The organism is Methylophilus sp. 5 (assembly GCF_000515275.1).
In the GTDB taxonomy this organism is placed as follows: domain Bacteria; phylum Pseudomonadota; class Gammaproteobacteria; order Burkholderiales; family Methylophilaceae; genus Methylophilus.
This window is the reverse complement of the sequence record NZ_KI911560.1, coordinates 97,812-119,284: the sequence shown is the minus strand read 5'-3', so window position 1 is coordinate 119,284 and position 21,473 is coordinate 97,812. Positions and strand designations below refer to the sequence as shown.

General features: G+C 51.5%; 15 protein-coding genes. 6 read left to right on the top strand and 9 right to left on the bottom strand.

The genetic code is table 11. From position 1 onward, the window contains the following. Nucleotides 1-566 precede the first annotated feature (566 nt). The gene (locus METH5_RS0100530) at nt 567-1,184 is read left to right on the top strand and encodes a DedA family protein (protein WP_029146651.1); all 618 of its coding nucleotides are present in this window, start codon (nt 567-569) and stop codon (nt 1,182-1,184) included. 138 nt (nt 1,185-1,322) lie between these two features. On the opposite strand, the gene METH5_RS15710 is transcribed toward METH5_RS0100530, so the two are convergent. The 4 genes from METH5_RS15710 to METH5_RS0100510 all read right to left on the bottom strand — a co-directional run bounded on the left by METH5_RS15710 (nt 1,323) and on the right by METH5_RS0100510 (nt 4,344). Beyond that, a complete protein-coding gene (locus METH5_RS15710; protein WP_198290665.1) occupies nt 1,323-1,472 on the bottom strand; it encodes a hypothetical protein in 150 nt (49 codons plus the stop codon). Nucleotides 1,473-1,653: 181 nt separating this feature from the next. After that, complete coding sequence (locus tag METH5_RS0100520; RefSeq protein WP_029146650.1) at nt 1,654-2,313, bottom strand: NAD(P)H-dependent oxidoreductase; 660 nt, start codon at nt 2,311-2,313, stop codon at nt 1,654-1,656. Nucleotides 2,314-2,338: 25 nt separating this feature from the next. After that, nucleotides 2,339-3,733 carry an MFS transporter gene (locus tag METH5_RS0100515; RefSeq protein ID WP_157381492.1) on the bottom strand — a complete coding sequence of 465 codons (1,395 nt, stop codon included), beginning with the start codon at nt 3,731-3,733 and terminating at the stop codon, nt 2,339-2,341. Next, nucleotides 3,730-4,344 carry a TetR/AcrR family transcriptional regulator gene (locus METH5_RS0100510; protein WP_029146648.1) on the bottom strand — a complete coding sequence of 205 codons (615 nt, stop codon included), beginning with the start codon at nt 4,342-4,344 and terminating at the stop codon, nt 3,730-3,732. Before METH5_RS0100510 ends, METH5_RS0100515 begins: the two co-directional genes overlap by 4 nt. A gap of 122 nt (nt 4,345-4,466) precedes the next feature. Here METH5_RS0100510 and METH5_RS0100505 point away from each other — a divergent pair, with 122 nt between their 5' ends. Continuing rightward, on the top strand, nt 4,467-5,378 hold the full coding sequence (locus METH5_RS0100505) for an alpha/beta fold hydrolase (protein WP_029146647.1): 912 nt from the start codon (nt 4,467-4,469) through the stop codon (nt 5,376-5,378). Nucleotides 5,379-5,427: 49 nt separating this feature from the next. Here METH5_RS0100505 and fabF read toward each other — a convergent pair whose 3' ends face one another. Then, a complete protein-coding gene (gene fabF / locus METH5_RS0100500) occupies nt 5,428-6,693 on the bottom strand; it encodes a beta-ketoacyl-ACP synthase II (protein ID WP_029146646.1) in 1,266 nt (421 codons plus the stop codon). Nucleotides 6,694-6,790: 97 nt separating this feature from the next. Between fabF and METH5_RS14645 the strand changes: the two genes are divergently transcribed. Then, entirely contained in the window at nt 6,791-7,267 is a 477-nt protein-coding gene (locus tag METH5_RS14645) for a helix-turn-helix domain-containing protein (protein ID WP_051412791.1), read from the top strand. Between the two features lie 24 nt (nt 7,268-7,291). On the opposite strand, the gene METH5_RS0100490 is transcribed toward METH5_RS14645, so the two are convergent. Beyond that, nucleotides 7,292-10,678 carry an exodeoxyribonuclease V subunit beta gene (locus METH5_RS0100490; RefSeq protein ID WP_029146645.1) on the bottom strand — a complete coding sequence of 1,129 codons (3,387 nt, stop codon included), beginning with the start codon at nt 10,676-10,678 and terminating at the stop codon, nt 7,292-7,294. After that, complete coding sequence (locus METH5_RS0100485) at nt 10,675-13,413, bottom strand: PD-(D/E)XK nuclease family protein (protein ID WP_029146644.1); 2,739 nt, start codon at nt 13,411-13,413, stop codon at nt 10,675-10,677. Before METH5_RS0100485 ends, METH5_RS0100490 begins: the two co-directional genes overlap by 4 nt. Nucleotides 13,414-13,504: 91 nt before the next feature. Here METH5_RS0100485 and METH5_RS0100480 point away from each other — a divergent pair, with 91 nt between their 5' ends. Together METH5_RS0100480 and METH5_RS0100475 are read left to right on the top strand one after the other, a co-directional pair. Continuing rightward, nucleotides 13,505-13,882: a hypothetical protein gene (locus tag METH5_RS0100480; RefSeq protein ID WP_029146643.1), complete on the top strand. Its 378-nt coding sequence runs from the start codon at nt 13,505-13,507 to the stop codon at nt 13,880-13,882. Nucleotides 13,883-13,899: 17 nt separating this feature from the next. After that, nucleotides 13,900-14,859, top strand: coding sequence for a PfkB family carbohydrate kinase (locus tag METH5_RS0100475; RefSeq protein ID WP_029146642.1), 960 nt, complete (start codon nt 13,900-13,902; stop codon nt 14,857-14,859). Here METH5_RS0100475 and METH5_RS0100470 read toward each other — a convergent pair. After that, the gene (locus METH5_RS0100470; RefSeq protein ID WP_232410882.1) at nt 14,843-15,601 is read right to left on the bottom strand and encodes a GntR family transcriptional regulator; all 759 of its coding nucleotides are present in this window, start codon (nt 15,599-15,601) and stop codon (nt 14,843-14,845) included. The genes METH5_RS0100475 and METH5_RS0100470 overlap by 17 nt on opposite strands. 189 nt (nt 15,602-15,790) lie before the next feature. Between METH5_RS0100470 and METH5_RS0100465 the strand changes: the two genes are divergently transcribed. Continuing rightward, nucleotides 15,791-18,865, top strand: coding sequence for a hypothetical protein (locus METH5_RS0100465; protein WP_029146640.1), 3,075 nt, complete (start codon nt 15,791-15,793; stop codon nt 18,863-18,865). Between the two features lie 61 nt (nt 18,866-18,926). Here the strand turns inward: METH5_RS0100465 and METH5_RS0100460 are convergent, their stop codons facing one another. After that, a complete protein-coding gene (locus METH5_RS0100460; RefSeq protein ID WP_029146639.1) occupies nt 18,927-21,452 on the bottom strand; it encodes a methyl-accepting chemotaxis protein in 2,526 nt (841 codons plus the stop codon). Between the last annotated feature and the right edge of the window lie 21 nt (nt 21,453-21,473).

Below are 21,473 nucleotides of genomic sequence, written 5' to 3'. Positions count from 1 at the left end.
CTAACATTTAATCTTCCAACATATTGAATTGACTCATTATTTGTTTTTGATTGATATGTAAAAGATGAGTAGTATCCAGTGTAGTATCCAGTGTAATAATTTAACGATACATTCCCGGCAACTTTGAAAGATCCCGTACTTGAATTGCTAAAATCAACAGAAGTCACTGTGATTATCGGGGAATCATCTACAAAGTGATTGCCTCTAATGACAATTTGATTGCCATTATTATCGTAACCGGTTACTCGGGTGTTGTTGCCGCTGGTCGGAGTGATTGAGTCGAGGTCAAAATTATTTAAAAAGGTGGTTGGTGTGTTAAAGGCACTAGATATCGCGGTATCCAAAGCTCCCAAATCTAACTCTTCTAAGCTGTTGTATTGTAATTTCATAATTATGGTTGTTAGTATTGTTATTTAAAGTAAAGAGACACTACATTGAAAGCAATCAAAGTTCAAGTGTGTAATTTGATAATTTTATGAAATTGGGATGTTTTCATATATAGCTCTTTAGGGCATGAACAAGTTGTATTAAAGTGATTGTTTAAAATAAAGAAAGTCGTAATTTAAATGTTGGAAAAATTATTAGCCGCAGTGGCAACCTGGATCATTACTGTCATCTCCACCATGGGCTACGGCGGCATTGTGTTGTTGATGGCGATTGAGTCTGCCTGTATCCCTTTACCTTCTGAAATCATCATGCCGTTTGCCGGGTTTTTGGTGACTAAAGGCGAAATGACCTTATGGGGCATTGCGCTGGCGGGGGCGATTGGTTGTGTAGTGGGCTCGATTCCGGCGTATTATCTGGGCATGTACGGTGGTCGCCCATTGGTAGAGAAATTTGGCAAATATGTGTTGATCAGCAAAAAAGACCTTGATATGGCAGACCGCTGGTTTGCGCAGCATGGTGAAATTATTATTTTTATTGCCCGCTTATTACCGGCCGTGCGTACGTTTATTGCATTCCCTGCCGGTGTGGCGCGCATGAACATGACGCGCTTTGTGGCATATACCTTTGTGGGGTCGTTGATTTGGTGCTTTGTGCTGGGCTATGTGGGCATGAAGGCAGGCGAGCATTGGGAGGATTTAAAAGTCTACTTTCATGAGTCGCATTATGTGATCGCCGCGCTGGGCGTAGCATTTTTAGCCTGGTATGTGCGTAGACACTTTAAGAACGAGGCAGAGTAATCAGTCAGTTTTCAAACAATCACAAAGGTTCTGTGGGGAATGAGAACCGGCAACCTTGCTGTTGTAGGTAACAAGGTGTGAAAAATAAAAAGGCCGTTAACCGGCTTTTTTATTTTGGTAGCGTATCAAACATCATTTTTAGGCGAGCATGGTTTCTGCTTCTGAGCTGTCAGCTTGATCATCATCGGCAGCGGCTACAATCGCTGACAGGTTGGGGTTTGCATGTGCAATCAGACGTACTTCGGTTGCATCATCTATAGTGGCGTTGGCGGCCATACTTGCCAACATAAGTGCACTGCAAGCGAATACCTTTGATAATACAGATTTCATTCATCACCCCACTGAGTTTAGTTTGTAACCAGACTGTATCAAAGCTAGGCAAGTGATTTAAATAGCTCTTTAAGGCCAATGCTTGAGCTGTTTAAATGTGGTGTTCTGTAGTAGACATATAAGCGCACTCAGTGCGAACTCACTTCCAGGTCACCAACTGCGGCAACGCTCTACGCGTTTTCGCCCTTGGCTCGTGTTTGCGATAGCCAAAGGCGACCATATACGCCAGGCCATATTCTTGCAGGTTGACGCCAAATTGTTCAGCCAGCAGGGCATCAGTTTCTTTTTGTTTAAAGCCTTCAATCGGGCAGCTATCGATGCCACGCATGGCGGCGACTGTCATCATATTGGCCAGTGGGATGTAGCATTGTTTGCTGGCCCAGTCGAACAGTTTTCGTTCGTCACTGAGGTCAAAATCAGATTGCTGGAACTGCGTGTAAAAGCCCAGGCGCATATCGGCCACTTCTTGCGGGTGATGTTGTACCTCACGCATAAACTGTGGCAAATAAGGGCCTTTGGGATCTAAAAATGGTGATTTCATGGCTAGGCAAAGTACAAAGTGACTGGCTGTATCCAGCTTGAGTGGTGCACCCCAGGCATGCTGCTTGAGGCTTTCGCGTAGCGCCTTGTCTTGCACCACAATAAAGTGCCAGGGCTCGAAGCCGAATGAGCTTGGCGAGAGGCGGGCGGCTTCCAGAATAAATTCAAATTCTTCGGCAGGAATATGCTTGCTGGCATCAAACTCTTTGCAGGCATGGCGAAAGTTAAATGCGTCTAAAATGGCTTGTTTTTCTATCATGAATGACTCCTGTCGATGTGTGCTTTTACGATTGCCTGGTATTCACGTAGCTGACAAAGATCGCCGAAGTCATGACCAGTAAAAATTGAATCGTGTATAAGAGATGAAAGTCATCTAAATTCACAGCAGATTTAACCAGAATAGAGACGGTAATGGCAACACCTAGTACGGTGCCAATCTGGCGGATAGCCTGATTAATGGCACTGCCAATCGCATAGTCTTTTTGTGGTAAGTCATGTACTGCGGCGCCTGAGAGTGAAGGCATCACCAGCCCGACGCCGATGCCTGAGATGAGTTGTCCTGGCAGGCAGGCCCACAGGTAATCCGGGATCGCGGTGATTTCACTTAAATACCAGATTGAGCTGATAGAAAAAATCAGGCAGCCTGCAACCAGCACCATCTTGTGCCCATAACGAGAGGCAATTCTGCCACCCATCAGCGCGGTGGGAACGACCGTTGCAGGGCCGACCATCATGGCCAGGCCAGCTTGCGGCAAGCTGTAGCCCCAAATTTTTGTCATCAGAAAAAAGAACGAAAAAAACATGGTGGCAAAGGCCGTTGAAAAGAACAAGGCAGCAATATTCACTGCGCGGTAGGTGCGGTTTTGGAATAGCTTGAGATCAACCAGCGGATTGCTTGTATTTTTGCACCAGTACACAAATAGCAGCAGCAAGCCCAGGCCTGAGCCGCCCATTAGCAGTGGAATATGTGGTTGGTTTAAATAGTGTTTATATTCAATGAGGCTGCTGGTGATGGCAGCAATCGCTGCAATAATCAGCAACATGCCCATCAGGTCAAATCGCAGGCGGCTGGCAGGATTGCTGGATTCGTTGAGTGTTTTGATGCCCATGAACAGGCAATAAATCCCCAGTGGGGCATTGATATAAAATGCCCATTGCCAGCCCCAGGCGTCGATAATCCAGGCACCAAGTGCTGGACCCAATGCGGCAGCTAATGCGCCAATGGCGCCCCATCCACCGACGACGATGGCGCGCTTGTCTTTACTGAATGCCTCTAAAATCAGCGAGAGTGCCGCTGGGCCTAAAAAGGACGCCCCTATGGCCTGAATGACCCTGGCTGCAATCAGGGTATGGATATTGGGTGACAATCCACATAAGACGGAAGCCAGAATAAACAGCGCGACACCCATCATAAAGATACGTTTACGGCCATACCTGTCCGCCAGGCCGCCTGCCGGGATCAGGCAGGTGGCGTAAACGATGGTATAGGCATTCATCACCCAGGCGATGCTGGCCGGGTTAGCTTCAGGAAAGCTTTTGGCAATACTGTGAAAAGCGACATATAACACGGTAGTGTCTATGGACACCAAAAATGTCGCTAGGCTCGCGATATGAAAGACCAGCCATGGGCTTACACGACGTATTGCTAGGTGATGTTCAAGTGGGTGCATGTTATTCATCGTGTGGATGGCCATAAATCAATGACTTGTTCGACCAGTTGCAGCATGTCCTCTTTGCTCGAGCCATTGATCGCTTGCAGCGATAAGCCTTTATGTAAGGTGACGACATAGAGCGCCAGGCGTTGGCTATCGACAGTTGCTTTAAGCTCGCCGTCTGCTTTGGCTTGCTCAAAGCGCGCGATGAGTTTTTGCTGATGCTGTTGTAGCCCGGCCACCAGTTTTTGCTGGATACCTACTTTTTGTAATGCCTCACTGGCCGTGCTCATCACCACCAGACAACCGGCAGGCGATTCGTTATAAAACAGGAGCTCGATGGATTTCACTAATAACATCCTGACCAATGATTGCGTGGTGGGCTCTTCAAACACCGCATGAAAATAGGCGGTTGGCCCTGAGGTATAAGCATGCAACACCTCTAAAAAAAGTTGTTCTTTATTACCAAAGGCCGCATACAGGCTGGGCTTGTTCACATTGAGTGCGGTGGTCAGGTCATCCAGTGACGTGTTGTCGAAGCCTTTCTTTCTGAATAGATCAAGCGCAATGCTCAGTGCCTGGTCTTTATCAAAGCTTCTTGGCCTGCCTCGAGGTCTTTTAGGAGAAATGTTACTCATGAAAATTTCCCTCAATTTAATATATACCAAATGGTACAAAAATATATTGACAATAGCAATAGTCCTGCTTTAAATTATTTGTACCAATCGGTAAATAATTTAATTTTTAAGGAAAACACAACATGAACAGACTGAAATCACTGCTCGGCAAAGTCTTTATTTTTCATTCACTCTTGAGCTTGGGTATGGTCGAAGCGAGTGCTGGTAGCGCTAATGCAGGGCTGGCTACAGCGCCTAACCAGACAGTCGAAGCCAATGGCATTCAATTTTCATATCGTAGTATTGGCAATAAAAGCGGTACGCCCATCGTCTTGTTGCAGCACTTCACCGGCACCATGGATTACTGGGATCCTGCCGTGGTAGATGGGTTGGCCAAAACGCATCAAGTCATTGTGTTTAACAATACCGGCATGGGGCACAGCTCTGGCAAGGTGGCAGACAATATTGCGCAAATGACCACAGATGCGTATGCGTTTATTGCTGCCTTGGGTTATCGCCAGGTCGATTTGTTAGGATTTTCTATGGGTGGATTTATTGCGCAAGAGTTGGCCGCCGCGCATCCAGATAATATCCGCAAAGTGGTCCTGGTGGGTACATCTAACAAGGGCGGTGGTGAGCATTTGATGAAGGTGCTGGGCGAAGCGTTCTCGCAGAACCTGCCGGACCCAAGGTTATATTTATTCTTCACGCAAACGGCCTATAGCCAGCAAGCGGGTAAAGCATTTCTTGCACGATCCAGTGTGCGCAAAGACCGTGATCCTGAAATCTCGAAAGACGATATGAATTCACATGCCAAGGCGTTGATTACCTGGGCGAATACCCCTGATGTCGAATTCAGTTTGCTTAAGGCAATTAAGCAGCCAGTGCTCATTGTGCAAGGTTCTCAAGATGAGATGTTGATCACGGATAACTCGATTACTTTGTACAAGCATCTGCCAAATGCACAATTGGTGCTATACCCAGATTCTGCACATGGTTCTTTGTTTCAATATCCGGCAGACTTTGTCGCTAAGGTATATCAGTTTCTGAATTAAAGTGTCATCACGTGGCCAGGGGAGGGTATCCCCTGGCTCGGCTGGTTACTTACCCAAAGCGTTTCAACACAATGCTGGCATTGACGCCGCCAAATCCAAAGCCGTTGCTAATGGCGTATTGAATCGCCAAAGGCTGCGATTTGAACTGCACAAAGTTAAGGCCAACTGCTTGCGTATCTGGATTAGCCAGATTCAAATTGTAAGGCGCTATCTGATCCCTGACTGACAGCGCGGTGAAAATTGCTTCAATCCCGCCAGCGGCACCTAACAAATGTCCGGTAGATGACTTGGTTGAGGTAATCGCAACAGGGCTTTGCTCGCCAAATACGGCTTTAATCGCCCGCAGTTCGCCAGCATCGCCAACCGGCGTAGAGGTGGCATGTGCATTGAGGTGCTGAATATCGTCTGGTTCGATATTAGCCATGGCAATGGCTGCTTGCATGGCGCGTTTTGCACCATCGCCATCTTCAGGCCCAGCCGTAATATGGTAGGCGTCTGAAGAGGTGCCATAGCCTACGAGCTCGGCGATGGGTGTGGCCCCTCGTGCCATGGCGTGGCTGAGCTTTTCTATCACTAACATGCCCGCACCTTCTCCCATGACAAAGCCATCCCGTTGGCTATCAAAAGGGCGTGATGCTTGTGCTGGCGTCTCATTAAAGGCCGATGACAATGCTTTTGCTGCGGCAAAGCCACCCAGGCTGACTAAGTCAATACACGCTTCTGCACCACCACAGAGAGCAATATCGGCTTCACCTGAGCGGATAAGCCTCGCTGCATCGCCAATGGCCTGAACGCCTGCAGCACACGCGGTCACAGGCGCACCTATCGGCCCTTTAAAACCATGACGAATCGAGACGTGGCCTGCGGCCAGATTGACCAGAAACGATGGCACGGTAAAAGGCGATAACCTGGCAACGCCTTTGTTGTCAGTGGTGCGCACCGCTTGCGCAATGGCAGGAAAGCCGCCGATCCCGGAGGCAATAACGGTGGCCGTTCTTGCTTGCTCTTTATCTGTCTGCGGCGTCCATCTGGCTTGCTTGATTGCCTCTTCGGCCGCAACGATGGCAAATTGGATAAAGCGATCCATTTTCTTAAGTTCTTTAAACGCAATCACCTCTTCAGGGGCAAAGCCGCCATTAGCATCCTCTGCTTTGGTTGGCACCAGGCCTGCAATTTTAGTGCTCAGGCTGTCAGCGATGTCGGCCGATAGCTTTTTGATTCCCGATTGGCCGTTCAACAAACGCTGCCAGACCAGCTCAACGCCACAGCCTAAAGGGGAAACGATCCCCATGCCCGTAATCACAATTCTTTCCATAAGTTCTCTACACTGATAACCATTTATAATGGTTACTTTCAATATCGAAGTAACTATCTTACAGTAACTTTCATAATAAAAGTTAATTGGTGATCAAATGAAAAATAAAAGTCTTTTGGATATGCCTTGCCCGATTGCCAAAAGTTTGGAGCATGTGGGGGAGTGGTGGAATATTTTAATTTTGCGAGAGGCTTTGCTGGGTGTTTGCCGGTTTGATGATTTTCAGAGTCACCTAGGAATTGCTACCAGCACACTGGCTAAACGTTTAAATGCAATGGTTGAGTCTGGTTTGCTGGAAAGGCGGCAGTATTGCGAAAAGCCGCCAAGAGATGAATATGTGATCACACAACAAGGGCTGGACTTTAGGCCGGTGTTACTGACGATCATGCAATGGGGCAACAAGTATTACGCCGACGGTGAACCCACGATTCAATTAGTCGACACTCACACCAATCAAGCCGTGGATTTAATGTTGGTGGATAGAAATACAAACATGGAAATCGACCCACAGCGGCACAGGTCTCAAGCAGGGCCTGCGGCTGACGAATTGATTAAAGCCCGTTTTAAGCGATAACTTGGGATTGCCTCTATATGGCGTTTAGGCGTCAACAAGTACCAATTGACCAACACTTAAAAACATAATCGCTGTTTTTACTGGCAGGTCATCTTGCTTGAATAATTGCGCATAGTGGGTGAGTTGCATCTTAAAACTCGCCGCCAATAAGTGCAGGTCGTCGCTCTTTGTGACGGGTGCAGATTTATAGTCAATAATCCAACGCACGCCCTCTGCAACAAAGGTACGGTCTATGACCTTTTTACCTTCGCTGAGTTGCTCAATCGCCAGTTCTGAGGCGGCTTGCGCATGTGGCTGTAACACCCAGCGGCCATCCTCGGATTGCAAGGTGGTGGTTAATAATTGAGCGACATGGCTGGCGCCCTGGCTCGCTTCGCTGTCACTATAGCCTTGCTGTTTAAACCAGCGTTGCATGGGCTGTTGCAGCGACAAAAATGCATGTTGTTCATGCGTCTGCCAGGTAGCCAAGCCTTGTTCGGCGATGAGTTGCAAATAAAGGTGGGCGAGGGTGCCGATGTCGGCTTCCAGCCGGGCGACGCTATTGTCTTCTGCTATGGCTTGATAACCCGTGTGCGTGTCGAGTTGTGTGGCCTGCAATAGCGCTGGTGTGCTGGCGACGGTTAAGCGAATCAGCTGGGGCACAAACTGGCGGATATCGGCTTCTTGTTGCGCGCTGGGGTAACGGCTGACAATATCATGCTCGCTAGTAAACCACTGCTGCACGGCAGGCCATAACAAATGCAGAAAACTGTTTTTACGCGCTTGTGGTTCGCCGCTTTTGTCAGGTTTGGCGGCGCCCAGTAAGTGTAGTTGTCGTTCGGCGCGCGTGGCGGCGACATACAGCACGCGGGCGTCTTCATAGGCGGCACGGGTTTTGTCGAGGTCGTTTAAGTAGTCATAAGTGGTGACGCTGGTTTGCTGGCGTTTGAGCGCCGTAGGCACAAACGGCGCGGCCACCAGTTCAGTGTGGCCATCCTCCATGGGGACTTCTTCCCAGATCACCAGCTTGGCGTCATCGGGCGGATTGCTGCCATCTAGGCCAGGCAAAATCACGGTGTCAAACTCCAGCCCTTTGGATTTATGAATCGTCATGAATTGCAAGCTGGCATCGGCTTTGGCATCAGGCGCGGCATACAGTTTTTGCACATCGTCTGCCAATGCTTGCGGGTTAAACTGGCCGTGTTGCTCCAGTGCGGCAATGCGGGCAAAAAAGGCCTGCACGTCCTGCACGTCGCTTTCGTTCCACAGGCAATTGGCACCGCCCAACCGCAGCCAGGTGTTGTGCACCCAGCGGCTAACCGTGCTACGGCCACGCCACTGCAATGCAGTTTGCATGACTTCGCGCACATGGCGGGCGCGGGTTTGGCCATCAGCACTTAAGCGGGCAAAAATAGCCTCGTCTGCCAGTAGGCTTAACACGCTGCGCTGGCCATCCTGGCCGATGAGGGCATGCATATCGGCCAGTGTCAGGCCGCACCAGGGCGCACGCAGCAGCGCCAGCCAGTGCACGCGATCGGCGCGTTGATGCAGCGCATGCGTGAGCGTGAGCAAGTCTTGCACAATCTGCCGATTCGCCAACTCTTCAATCTCAACGGCCTGAAAACTCAGCTCAGCATGGTTACGGCGCATTTCTGTCACCAAGGCATGCAAGTGTTTGCGCGCCCGCACCAGCACGGCGATGGTGGCGTCAGGTTTGTCGGCACGTGTTTGCTGGATGATGCGGATGATCTGCTCGGCCTCGAGGTGGCGGATATCGGCGGGTTCTTCGTCTTCGCTACTCACGGGGATGATGAGCGGATGCACAAACACGCCTGCACCCGTGGCCTCGGCCCGGGTGGCGACAAATGGCCGGTAAGCAATCGCGCCTTGCTGTGGCGCATCGCTTGCAGGCAGCATGCCTTGAAAGGTCTGGTTGATCCACGCAACCACCGGCGGGCAAGAGCGGTTGTTGCGCCATAGTTTGAGCGGTGTCAGTGCAATATCGGCAATGCCATGCAACGCGGCATTGAGGAACAGGCCGACATTGGCTTTACGGAAACGATAAATCGACTGCATGGGGTCGCCCACGGCAAATAGTGTGCGGCCATCGCCCGGTTGCCAGCCGCGTGTCAGCGCCTTGAGCAGGTCGATCTGCATCGGGCTGGTATCCTGAAACTCGTCGACCAGTAAATGCTGGATACGATAATCCAATCGCATGGCCAACTCGGTGGCTTCATCGCCTTCTTGCAGTGCCTGGAACGCACGTTGGGATATTTCGACAAAATCGACTTCATTTTTCGCCTGGAAGCACAGCCATAATTGCGCGGCGGCAATGTTCAGCAACTGGCTCAGTGCCTGAATCATGGCATCGTTTGCGCCATCGACATCCGGTAACAGGCGAATGCGCGCCAGGGTGAGCTCGCTGTCACTGTGTTGCGCCAGTCCGCTCAATATATCGTTGAGCGCTTCTTTGTAGGGCTTGGCCTCGTCGGTCGCTGCTAAGCCCATGTTCTTATCCAGCCGCTTGCGCAAGCCACCGCTACTGGTGAGTAGCAGCTCAGTCAGCGCCCGCCAGTCCGGTAAATCTTCTATGTTGGCAGTCAATGGCGTTTGCCAGTCCAGCAGGGCGCTTAAAGTATGTTCGGGCGGCAACTGGCTGGCGGCGTAGCGTGCAATCGGCATCAGTGATTGTTGCAGGCGGGCAGGGAGTGCTGTTAGTGCTGCTTGTAACTCACTTTCTATCAGGTATACCAGTGCAACCTGTGCTTGCGCATGGTGCGCACTGTCATGGTTTGGGAGTTGACTTAAATGCAGCCATTGCTCGCGCTTGGCCAGCATCGACATCAGCAGGGTTTCCAGCCTGGCCTGGTCGTTATCCATATAGCGCAGCACGCGGCGCACCGGTTCCCCGAGGCTGTCTTCATCCATGGTTTGCAGCGCCAGCCCAGCCGCTTCACGGTAATAGGCCCAGGCATCTTCAGTCACCGCCGGTTGGGTGCCAAAGCGGCTCAATAAAGGCATTTGTCGCGCCAGGTTGGCACACAGCGAATCAATGGTGTAAATACGCAGGCGTGCCGGGCTTTCCAGCAAATGCCATTGCAACTCAGCTGAGCGGCGTAAAGCTTGCTGGCCTAGCGCATAAGTGATTTGCTTGTGCGGTGCTTGCGGCGGCACGCCAGAGGCTGCCAGCAACAGGCTATCGAGGATACGCGCCCGCATTTCCGACGCGGCCTTGTTGGTAAAGGTGATGGCGATAATTTCTTCTGGCGCCTGTACGGTTTGCATCAGCTTGAGAAATCGCTGCGTTAATAACTCGGTTTTACCCGCGCCCGCCGGGGCCTCGACAATAAAGGATGCCACGTCCAACGCCCGTTCACGGTTGGCAGCATCCAGCACCAAAGCTTGCTGAAAGTCAGCCTCAGTCATTTTCATGCGGCACCTCCAGCCTGAAGGTGCTCAAACTGTAACTGACGCTCGGGCAGGCGCAACAAGGGCAACACATCACAATAGCCCAGGTCTTGCTCTGACTCAAACACCACGGCGGCTTCACCGGCCTTGAGCGCTTGTGCCGTACGGGTGATTTGGTTGTGCCAATGTGTGAGTACAGATGGCCAGTCAGGGAACTGCACAGGGTCAAACAATTTATTTTTTTCGTGGTTAAAGGCTTTGATGCCAGGCACGATGTCATCTTCGGCAGCAACGCCCGCAAAACCGCCATCCGTCAGTCTTAGCTTGCCAAAACAGACGGCGGCAATGTCGGCATCTTGTAATAAGAAGGCGGCGTAAATCGGCAATTGTGGTTCGCTGATTTTGTCCGACGCCCAGTTTTTAAAGTCAGGCATGCTGCCGGTTTTGTAATCCACCACCACCAGCCGACCATCGTTCAGGGTGTCGACGCGGTCAATCACCAGTTTAACCTGTATGCCCTCAATCAGCGGTTTATAGACTTGTTCGACTGAAGTCACGGTAAACGCTTGCGGACGCTCGCGTTCGACTTCCCATAACCAGGTCAGCGCCAGTTTACTCAGGCGTTCGGCTTCCAGTTGGCAAAACACGGCCGAAAACGGTTGGGCGAATTCGGTATTAAAGGCGGCGATGACGTCATTAGCTATCTGGTCGAGTTGGTTTTTTAATGCGTCTATGTTGACAACTTGCCAGTCCAGCGTCGCTTGCTGTGACCAGAAGGCCGCCAGCACGCGGTGTATGAGGTCGCCACGCTGCATGGCATCCAGGCCATTGTGCGGCGTTTCCAGTTTGCGTGCCTTGAGGCGGTATTGGTAAAACGCCCAGGCTGGGCACAGTGCTTGTGCACGCAGCAAGCCGGTGCCGCCACTGATATGCTCGCCTTCCTGAACGGGCGGTGCCTGGTGGTCATCCAGCCATTGCCAGTCTTGTGTACTATGGCGCGCCAGGGTTTCGGCCAGGGTGGCCGCACCTGCTGTGGCGCTTGCTTCCGGAATGGCCAGAATCAGCGGACTCATGCGCAGCAAACGGTCGCCATCCTGGCGTGCGAATGAAAAAATGACTTCTTTGGCCGACCGTAGCAGGCGTCGGTGAATCTGACTGGCAAACGCGATTTGTACTTCGCTGCTGGCATTGGGAGTGCCTGCCTGCCGCTGCAACTCGGCCGGAATCAGCGCATTGGTGCGTGACAGTGGCGGCCATACATGGTCGTTCATGCCCATCACCCAGATGCCGTCTAGCGGTTGCGCGCTGGCTTCCAGCATCCCCATGACCGTGATATTGGGTAGTCGCACGGTTTGCGGCTGGAAGATTTGCGCCTGGCACAGTTGCGACAGCCTGTGCAGGGCACTCATGGCGTCGATAGTGCCTAACCAGCCGTCTAGCGTCGCCAGTTGCGTCAACACCGCTTTAAACTTGGTCTGGCATTGATGCTCATGGCTGGATAAGCCACGTTCACCAGGCCAATGGGTGGTGACAAGTAACTCGGTAAAGCTGTTCGCCCAGGCAGACGGTAATTGTTTACGGGGTGTTTGTTTGGCCTGCGTCAACAAGGCGCTTAAATCGGCATGTAGCGCTGGGCTGGTAATCGGATATTCGTCTTGCTGTTTGCGCGCCACAAAGCGGGCAAAGGTATGCGCGCTGACTTGCAGCGGTAACTGGCGGCGCATCTCGGCATCAAGCGCTGCGCGAGCATCTGCCTCATAGAGCGCTTGCGACCAGTAAATGTCGGCCAGCCAGGCAGACAACTCAGCCTGTGGCAACGGGCTGGCCTGAAAGGCTAGCCGCAGCATATTGAGTGCGCACTGTACCAGCGGCCAGCGGCTCAACGGCAGCCCTAATGAAAACTCGTAGCAACGCGGCGTTTCGGCCTGTGCCGGATGCAGCGCCTCTGGGTGAAAAGTGTCATCTAGCAGGTTGGCCAGTGTTTCGCGCTGGGTATTGAGGTCGGGCACCACAATCGCCAGTGTGGCTTGCGGGTTAGTGCTTAATTGTTGCTGCGCCCAGTGCACGGCGGCGCGCATTTCGTCCATTGCCTCAGCAAAGGCCATGCGCTGCGTGTGTTGTACAGGCACGCTATTGTCAAAGGTGGTGATCTCTACATGGCTTGTTTGCAGGGTGTTTATCAAGGTCTGTACATGCGGGTTGATGCGATCAAATCCGGCCAGTTGTATGCTTGCAGGCAAAGGCAGTGCATGTTCACGTAATTGCTCCAATTGCCAGGTTTGATAACGTACGCCTTCCAGGTAGCCGCTTTGTTTGCATAAGGCTTGGAAATGTTGCCGCCACTGCAAAAATTGGCGTGTTTCTTCACTGGCTGTCGCCATGTCCAAGCTGATGTTCCACTCGATCAGATAACGGTTGGCCTCCATCGCGGCACTGGCCAGGCCGTTGGTATTAAATAAATCCAGCGCCTGGTGCTGGCGCAAGCTATGCTGAATCGCCTGCTCCCATAGCAAGGCCTCTTGTGTGGGTGACAGCATGCCTAGCGGCGCCTGAGCGACATCAATCTGCCCGCACAACATGGCATGTTCTATGCGCTGGTTGAGCCAGTCTTGCAATGGAAACACTTGTGGCGCCTGCCATTGTGACAGGCCTTGTTGCTGATAAGCTTGTTGCAACCATTGCCGGATGCCTTGCGCCAGGCGTGCTGACGCACACAAAATCACAGTGCCTGAATCAGAAAGGTCATGGGTGGAGGTCATGGTTTAAAGCAAGCAGGAATTATTATCGTCAGCGCAACATTTTATAAGATAATGCGATAAATAAACGATAAAAAACTTGTGGAGTAGTGACATGTCGGCCTTTGCCAAATTTTTAAAATGGTTTTTCTTAATCATTCTACTGCCGGTGGTGTTGCTGGGTCTCTATACCTGGGGCAGCCTGAGCTGGGTATATTCTGATGGCGAACGCATAGGGTATGTACAGAAACTGGCCCACAAAGGCTGGGTGTGCAAAACCTGGGAGGGCGAGCTGGTGCTGGTCACCGTGCCTGGCACTCAAGCCGAAAAGTTTTACTTTACGGTACGTGATCCGGCGGTGATTACCAAGGTCAACCAACTGTCTGGCGAGCGTGTGCGCTTGCTCTACAAAGAGCACAAAGGCGTGCCATCGAGTTGTTTTGGTGAGACTAGCCACTACGTGTATGACATAGATGAAGTAAAAGAAGACTGACTGCAGGCGTTGTTGCGGTGTCATTATTTGTCGTTGCCAGTTTTATTCAGGCGTGTTGCTGGCGGGTAGAGCGCTTGCCACTGCCTGGTGAGTCAGTGGCTTCGACGGCTATTTGTAGTGAGCCAGGTGGCAAGGGCTTTAATGTGGCCATCGCTGCCAGCCGGTTGGGCGCACCAGTGTCACTGCTGGTTGGCCTGGGTGAGGATGCCGCAGCGGATGCTGCATTAGATGTGCTGCAACAGCATGCGATTGCGCCCATTTATGCTTATCGGCTAGCTGCGCAGTCAGGCCATGGTGCTGGGTTTGTCGCTGCTGATGGGGCCAATATGATCAGCGTCTATCTGGGCCCGAATCAATTGTTAAATGCGACACATGTCGCTGATGCCCAACCAGCTATACAGTCAGCAACCTTGGTGTATGCACAGTTTGAAACGTCATTGCCGGCGATTCAAAGTAGCTTTGACCTCGCCAGGCAAGCCGGGCGGCAGACGGTGCTCAATCCTTCTCCCTGGCAGCCGATTCCGCAGGCACTGCTGTTACAAACGACGATCCTGATACTGAATCAACACGAAGCCGCGCACTTGCTGGCATGGTCTGCCGAGCAACTGCCAACTGCGCCTGATATTGCCTTGCCTGCTTTAAAACAAGCCATGCGCCAGTTTTACCAAGCGTGGCCAGGCGCCTTACTGGTGGTGACATTGGGGGCGTTGGGCAGCGTTGCCATGACGCACACGGGGGCGTGGATTGTGTCGCCCGTCTTCGCTGTGAATGCAATAGATACACTGGGTGCCGGGGATGCTTTTTCTGCGGGCTTGTGCGTGGCGTTACTGCGGGGCGAAGCGTTACAACCAGCGCTTGCGTTTGCGAATGCTTGTGGGGCATGCGTGGTGCAAAAACCAGGCGTGCTGGCTGCCTTACCAGATGCGCTTGCTGTCGCTGCATTACACACTAAATGCAGCGCTACACCTCTAGTTTGATGCGATAGGTATAGGCGTCACCGCGAAAAGTCCCTTCAACGTATTCCACCAGCTGTTGCTGTTGCGAATACGATTTACGCTTGAGTAGCAAACAAGGGCTGCTTTGCTTAAAGTCAAACACGCGCGACTCTTCATCGTTACTCATGACTGCCTCAATTGACTGTTCTGCCCAACTTAGCTTGATCGCACAATGCTGCTCAAGGTAGTGGTAAACCGATCCTGAGAGGTCCCAATCGGCCAAGGCCGGCGCCAGTGTCAGGTCATACCAGGCCACTTCACGCGTCATCGGCACGTCATTGCCGAGCCGAATTCTCACCAGGCGTAAAAAGGTCGAGGTCGATGGCCGCTGAAAAATAGAGGCAATGGTGCGGTCGCACATCACGGCATGGGAGACGATATTGGCTGAGGCGGTGATGCCAACTTCGCGCATTTCTTCAGTAAAGCCTTTTAATTTGCCAAGTGCAGGGCAAATCTTTGGTGCCGCTTTGACCAAGGTGCCCGCGCGGCCATCGCTATCAATCTGCCCACTGGCACGTAAATCTTCATAGCAGCGGCGCACCGTTGTCCGGCTCAGGTTCAACGCCTCGGCCAACATGCGTTCTGAAGGCAGGCCGCTGCCATTTTCAATGGCACCACTTTCAATCAGGGTCAGGATATTGCGTTTGAGTTGCTGGTAATAAGGCTCAGACGTTTTTTCACTGACTTTAAGCCGCGCAATCAATTCATCGTAATCGTGCATCATGCTTGCATTATAAAACGACAAACCAATTGATGCGAATGTATGGAAGGTGCGTTCACCTGCTGGCGTTCATATCCAGCGCACGCTTTTATTGTTAATTTAATTTATCTTTGATTAATTATTTTATTGCGTTTTAATCGCCTTTATGAAACCATAATAATGCCAAAAAAATACCATAAAGGGAGAAGTGTCATGACTGAAATTGAACAAAAGTATCAAGCGCTGGGCGGTGAGCAGGGCCTGTTGGGCCGTGCGGTGAGTAGTGAGCAAGCCACGCCTAGCGGCTTGGGTAGTTTTCAGGACTTTGAACACGGCATGATTTTTTATCATCCAGATTTCGGCGCGCATGTCCTGTCTGCACAGGTAGAGACCAAGTGGAAATCAGCCATGTTGGCCAACGATATCGTGACAGGGACGCAGCAGGCGATTCGCGATTACATCGGCTTTCCCATCTCGGATACAACGCGTACAGGTGAGCAAGGGGAGCTATGTTATTTTGAGCGCGGTATGATTGTCGTGCGCCCTGGCGGCCAGGCCTGGGTGATTTATGGCGAGATTTATCTGGCCTACCGCATGCAGGCGGATGTTCAGGGTTTTGTTGGCTTTCCGCGCAGTGATGTTCAGCCCAGCGATGCCGGTGGTCTCCGCGCCAGCTTTGACGGCGCAGATCTCTTTTGGCACCCGTCAACGGGGGCCTTTGAAGTGCATGGAGATATTTTGCAGAAATATCGGGCGCTGGGTGCGACCCAATCCTTGCTAGGGTATCCGATCAGCGATGAAACCAGTTTATTCAAAGGCACGCAGCAGATTGGGCGCGCCAGCCAGTTTCAGTTTGGCACCATCTACTGGAGTGCGGAGACGGGTGCGTTTGAAATGCATGGCGATTTGTTAAAAGCCTATCAAGCGCAGCATCAGGGGCCTGCCGGGCCGTTGGGGTTCCCTATTTCGGATGAAACACGCTCACCAAATGATGTGTGCCGGTTTCACAATTTTCAGCATGGCATTTTGGTCTGGCAGGCGGCTAATCGGCAAGTCAGTTTAGTCACACATTTGAAGCTGGTGGTGACACGACTGGAAACCGATGAAGATAATGATGATTTGATGGTCCGGACGCAGGTGGTAATGGATCATTTGCATGGTCAGCAAAAAGTATTTGAAAAGCAGTTTGGCGAGTATTCCAATCAGGGAACGAAAACCTTTGCCAATCCAGAGCAGGGCTTTGTCTGCGATTGCCCGGTCAATGACGGCAACGTGATCGTGACTGTCAATATGCAGGCCTATGATATAGACGGTGGGTTTAACGGAGCTGATGACCTGATTGCACAGTTCAACAAGTCGTTTGGCATAGAAACTTTGTGGGATAGTTCTTTTAGCGACTTGCAAGGCAACAATTTAAGCACTTTTTATAATGGCCCGGATGGCAAGTTCCGCGCTAGTTTTACGATTTTTACCGATCATGTGCTGGTCGATCCGACCAATAGCGACCACTTTAGGCAAAACCTGTTCTGGAGCTTTAAAAACCCTAAAATTGCCAAGCTGAGTTTTGAAACCTGTGCCGCTACTTTTAGCGATCTGGAGGCAGACGATAGCTGGATTTTTCATCCGTTTAACCGGGCTTTTTATGAAACCGTGTATAAAGGCGCCGCCAAAACCGGCACTTGTTTTGGCATGTGCCTAGAGGCCATATATGCCTTGAAAGGGGTCTCTAGCTCGCGGCCGTTTATCTCGCAATATGCCTTCGATGCACAACGTACCCAGGATATCTCGGTCAAGTTTGGCTATCAGTTAGGCGGCAGCCAGGTCAGCTACATGATAGAGCATATTAAAAACGGCCGGATGTGGAACCCGGTGCAGAATTTTGAATTTTCCAAGCAGCGATTTGATCAACAGGATTATTGCCTGTTGTGTTTGTCAGAAGGCGTGTCGCCCGAGGGCGGGCATGCGGTATTGCCTTATCGGTGGGAGAAAGTCAGCGATACCGAATGGCGTATTTATGTGGCCAACCCCAACTCACCGGCGCCTAAAACGACCAGCAATGAAGGCGGCGACCGGGTGATTATTATCAACCCGACTAACAACACCTTTAGCTATGCGCACAGTAGCAAAAAAACCTGGCAGGGCGGGCAAGGCATCTTCAATGGCGGGCGTATGTTTGCCATGCCTTACAGCGCGTTATCCAGCCCGCCCAGAACGCCGTTTTGGGAGGCATTTTTAACCTTTATCACCGGTGGCCTGTATTTGATTTTTGCTGGCGAAGCCGCGACAGTCGAGCAAATTTCTAATGAGCAAGGCCACACCTTAATAGACGAGCAAGGCAAATTGAATACCGAGCCGTTGACGCGTATCAAAAACCTGTTTCCGATTGTGCGTAGTGCCCAACGGCGTTTTTCAGACGTGCAAAAAATAAAAAATGTCGCAAACCGGCCACCACTGGGCACCGTGCTGTTAAAAGAGCTGGCGCAAGTAGATATGTATTATGTCAGCCTGGGTGCGCATGGTGGCAAAATGTACCCGGACCATGTACTACGCGACTTTAGCGACCGTGCTGTTTTAAACCGTGCGCAGCCAGAGTCATTGACCATCAAGTCTAGATTAGGCAAGGCAGGTGCGGCGACGCTGAAAACAGATACGTTACAACGTCAGCTGCCGACACCAGTGACCAACAGCCGCGTGTCTGATTTACTTGAGCAGGCGCATAGTGCCAGTGTGTTGAGTGAGGTGTTGCGTCAGCGCAAAGCCTTGAATATCAAGGTGCATAATCGCGCGCAAGGTGAGTATGAGGTCGGGTTTGTATCAGGCCGGGCCAGTATCATGCTGAAAGCCAATACCACTGTTGGCACCAGTGATGTCATTTCACTGGCATCACTCGCTACAGCAGAGCAGGCATTGACCTTTCAGGCAGCTGAGCTGGCGCATGACAAGCAATTGCAAGTGACACTCACCAGTTATGATCGCAAGCGCACTTACGAGTTAAGCAACCTCAAGCTGGGCGCTAATCAGGCGTTTACCTTGCAGCATGATAATGCCTGCCGTAGTTTGCGGTTACAAGGCTTATCTGCAGCCATTAGTTTTGACTTGAAGCTATTTGTAGACGGGCGGGCGACCCCTGTCATGCAGAAAGCCGTGACACTAGACCCTGAGGTGAGTGTGGCGCTGGCGCCAGTTGACTGGGATCAGCTAAGTGTGGGCGCGGCAAATAATCACGATCTGCAGCTTAAGGTATTTAACCCGGCAGATGGTGTGTTGCTACGTACGCAGTTGCTTTAGATCACAAACCAGCCGTAAAAAAATGCTCCCATGTGGGAGCATTTTTCATGGGTGAACCCCGTTAAGCAATCAAGCGCAAGCGATCATGTTGGTTGGTGTCATGCGCGTCGATTTTAAATTGATTCACCGATTCGACCAGCGTGTGCACTTGTTCCAGCATGCTTTCTGCCGCGGCAGCGGCTTCTTCAACCAGGGCGGCATTTTGTTGCGTGGTTTCGTCTATCGAGGTCATGGATTCGTAGATTTGCTCCAGGCCGCTGCTTTGCTGGCCAGAGGCTTCAGAAATCGCCTGTATGCTGCGTGATACCTGCTGCACGGCACTAACGATCTCATGCATGGTATGGCCGGCCTGGCTCACTTGTTTGGCGCTGGCGTTGGTTTGCGTCACCGATGCTGCAATCAGCTCTTTGATTTCTTTGGCTGAAGCTGCCGAACGCTTGGCCAGGTTACGCACCTCACCTGCAACCACCGCAAAACCGCGGCCTTCTTCGCCTGCGCGTGCGGCTTCTACCGCTGCGTTTAGCGCCAAAATATTGGTTTGAAAGGCAATACTGTCGATCACGCCGGTAATTTGCGCGATTTGTGCCGAGGTTTCATTAATGCCTTGCATGGTAGAGGTTAAGGCATTAAAGGCTTCGCCACCTTGGCGCGCCATCTGGTTGGCCTGGCTGGCTTGCAGGCTGGCCTGCTGCGCATGTTCGGCAGTTTGCCTGATGTTGCTGGTGAGTGTTTCCAGATTGGCCGAGGTTTCTTGCAGCGCATTGGCTTGTGTTTCGGTGCGGCGCGACAAGTCATTATTGCCTTTTTCAATTTCTGCCGCCGCGACAAGGATGGTTTCTGCCGCTTGCTTGACGGTTTGTATCGGCGTCACCATGCGTTGCAGGATCTGTTGCGAGCCTTGCAGGGCAAGCCTGAAGTCGCCTGCATGCGCTGTCACATCCACCAGGCTGTACAGTTGCCCTTGTTGCGCTTCGTCTGCAATCTGGCGCGTATCTTCTACTAGGCGGTTGACCGCCAAAATGCAGGTGTTCAGGTTGTTAATCAGCACCTTAAAGTCGCCGTGGTATTGGTTATGTAGTGGCGCAGGAATATCACCAGCAGCAATGCGTTTGACGCAATCTGCGGCCACATGCAGCGGCGATACAACCGCATCTAGCGTCTGGTTGATGCCCTGGATAATTTTGCGGAAATCGCCAGCATGTGATGCGATGTCGACACGGGTATTGAGTTTGCCCTGTTGCGCATCTGACGCCAGGTGATGTACGTCGGCAATCAGTTGATGAATTGCGCCCGTGCAGTCTTTAAGGCTGGTTTGCATCAGGTTAAAGTCGCCAACAAAGTGTTCTTCGATATGCGTAGGGATATGACCGGCGGCCATTTCATCCAGATAGCGCGCGGTGGTTTTGAGCGGGTCGACCACTGCGTCCAGCGTTTGGTTAAACCCCGCGACAATCTGCTTAAAGTCGCCATGATGGCGCGAAACGTCAACGCGGATACTGAGTTGGCCCTGCTCGGCGGCTTGTGACAAGGTATGCACATCCTCCATGAGCAATTTAAAGTTTTGGCGCACCTGCTCTATGCTTTGGTTGATAAAGTGACGCTGGCCAGCAAACGTTTCCAGCGGTTGATTAAAGTCGCCCTGACCAAAGGCCGTCACCACTTGCAGCGACTTGCTTTGCGCCAGAATATGCTCTTCTACCATCTGGTTGATGCCGGTGGTGAGTTGCTGATAAGCGCCATTAAACGGCTGGCTGTCGATGCGGTAATCAATCATGCCGTCACGGTGCTGGCTCGACATCTCATTGAGTGACTGCACAATGCGTTGGATGGTCGATTGCATCCGCTGCATTTCACGCAGCAGCTTGCCGGTTTCGTCGTTGCCGGTGGGCGCGTCTTGCCTGATGAACTCGCCATTGGCAATCTGCTGTGACAAACTCAGTGCTTGCTTGAGTGGCGTGGTAATTGAACGCGTCATTTTCCAGGCGATCGCCATCGCCATTACCACCGCAATCAACAAGGCAATTTCAATTTGTTTGTTGGCTCTGGCAATGGTAAAGGCAAACTGGCTGGAGGCATCGGCCACGCCAGCAATATTCATATCCATTAATAAACGCAGTGAGTGGCTTAAAGGCTTGTCTGCGCCTTTTACTGTGGCGTCAATCTCAGTCACGCTCATGCCGTCATTTTTAAGTGCTTCACAACGCTTGATGGCATCGCGGTAAGTGGTCACGGCGAGAGTGATATTGCCTAAAATCTCCTGCTCCTGCGGGTTGAGTTCGCCAGTCGCGGCATAAGCTTTCATCGCTTGTTCAATATCGTCCATGCTGTGTTGAAACTTGCTGGCTTCACGGCCACCACGCAGCACGTAGTTTTTAAAGTGATGCACCGCATCGCCCAGGCCTTTGCTGGCGTTTTCAATCTGGGTTCTTTTCACCAGCTGTATGTTTTCAAAATGTTGCCAGGTGTGATGAATGTGGTTGAAGCCGCGCCAGGCAATCACAAAAATAAAGGTGGTAAACAAGATCAGTAGCGCGTAGCCCAAAAACAGCCGGGTGCCTACATTCAAACGAGCGATGGGGTTTTTCATGCAATTCCTCAAAACAATCCT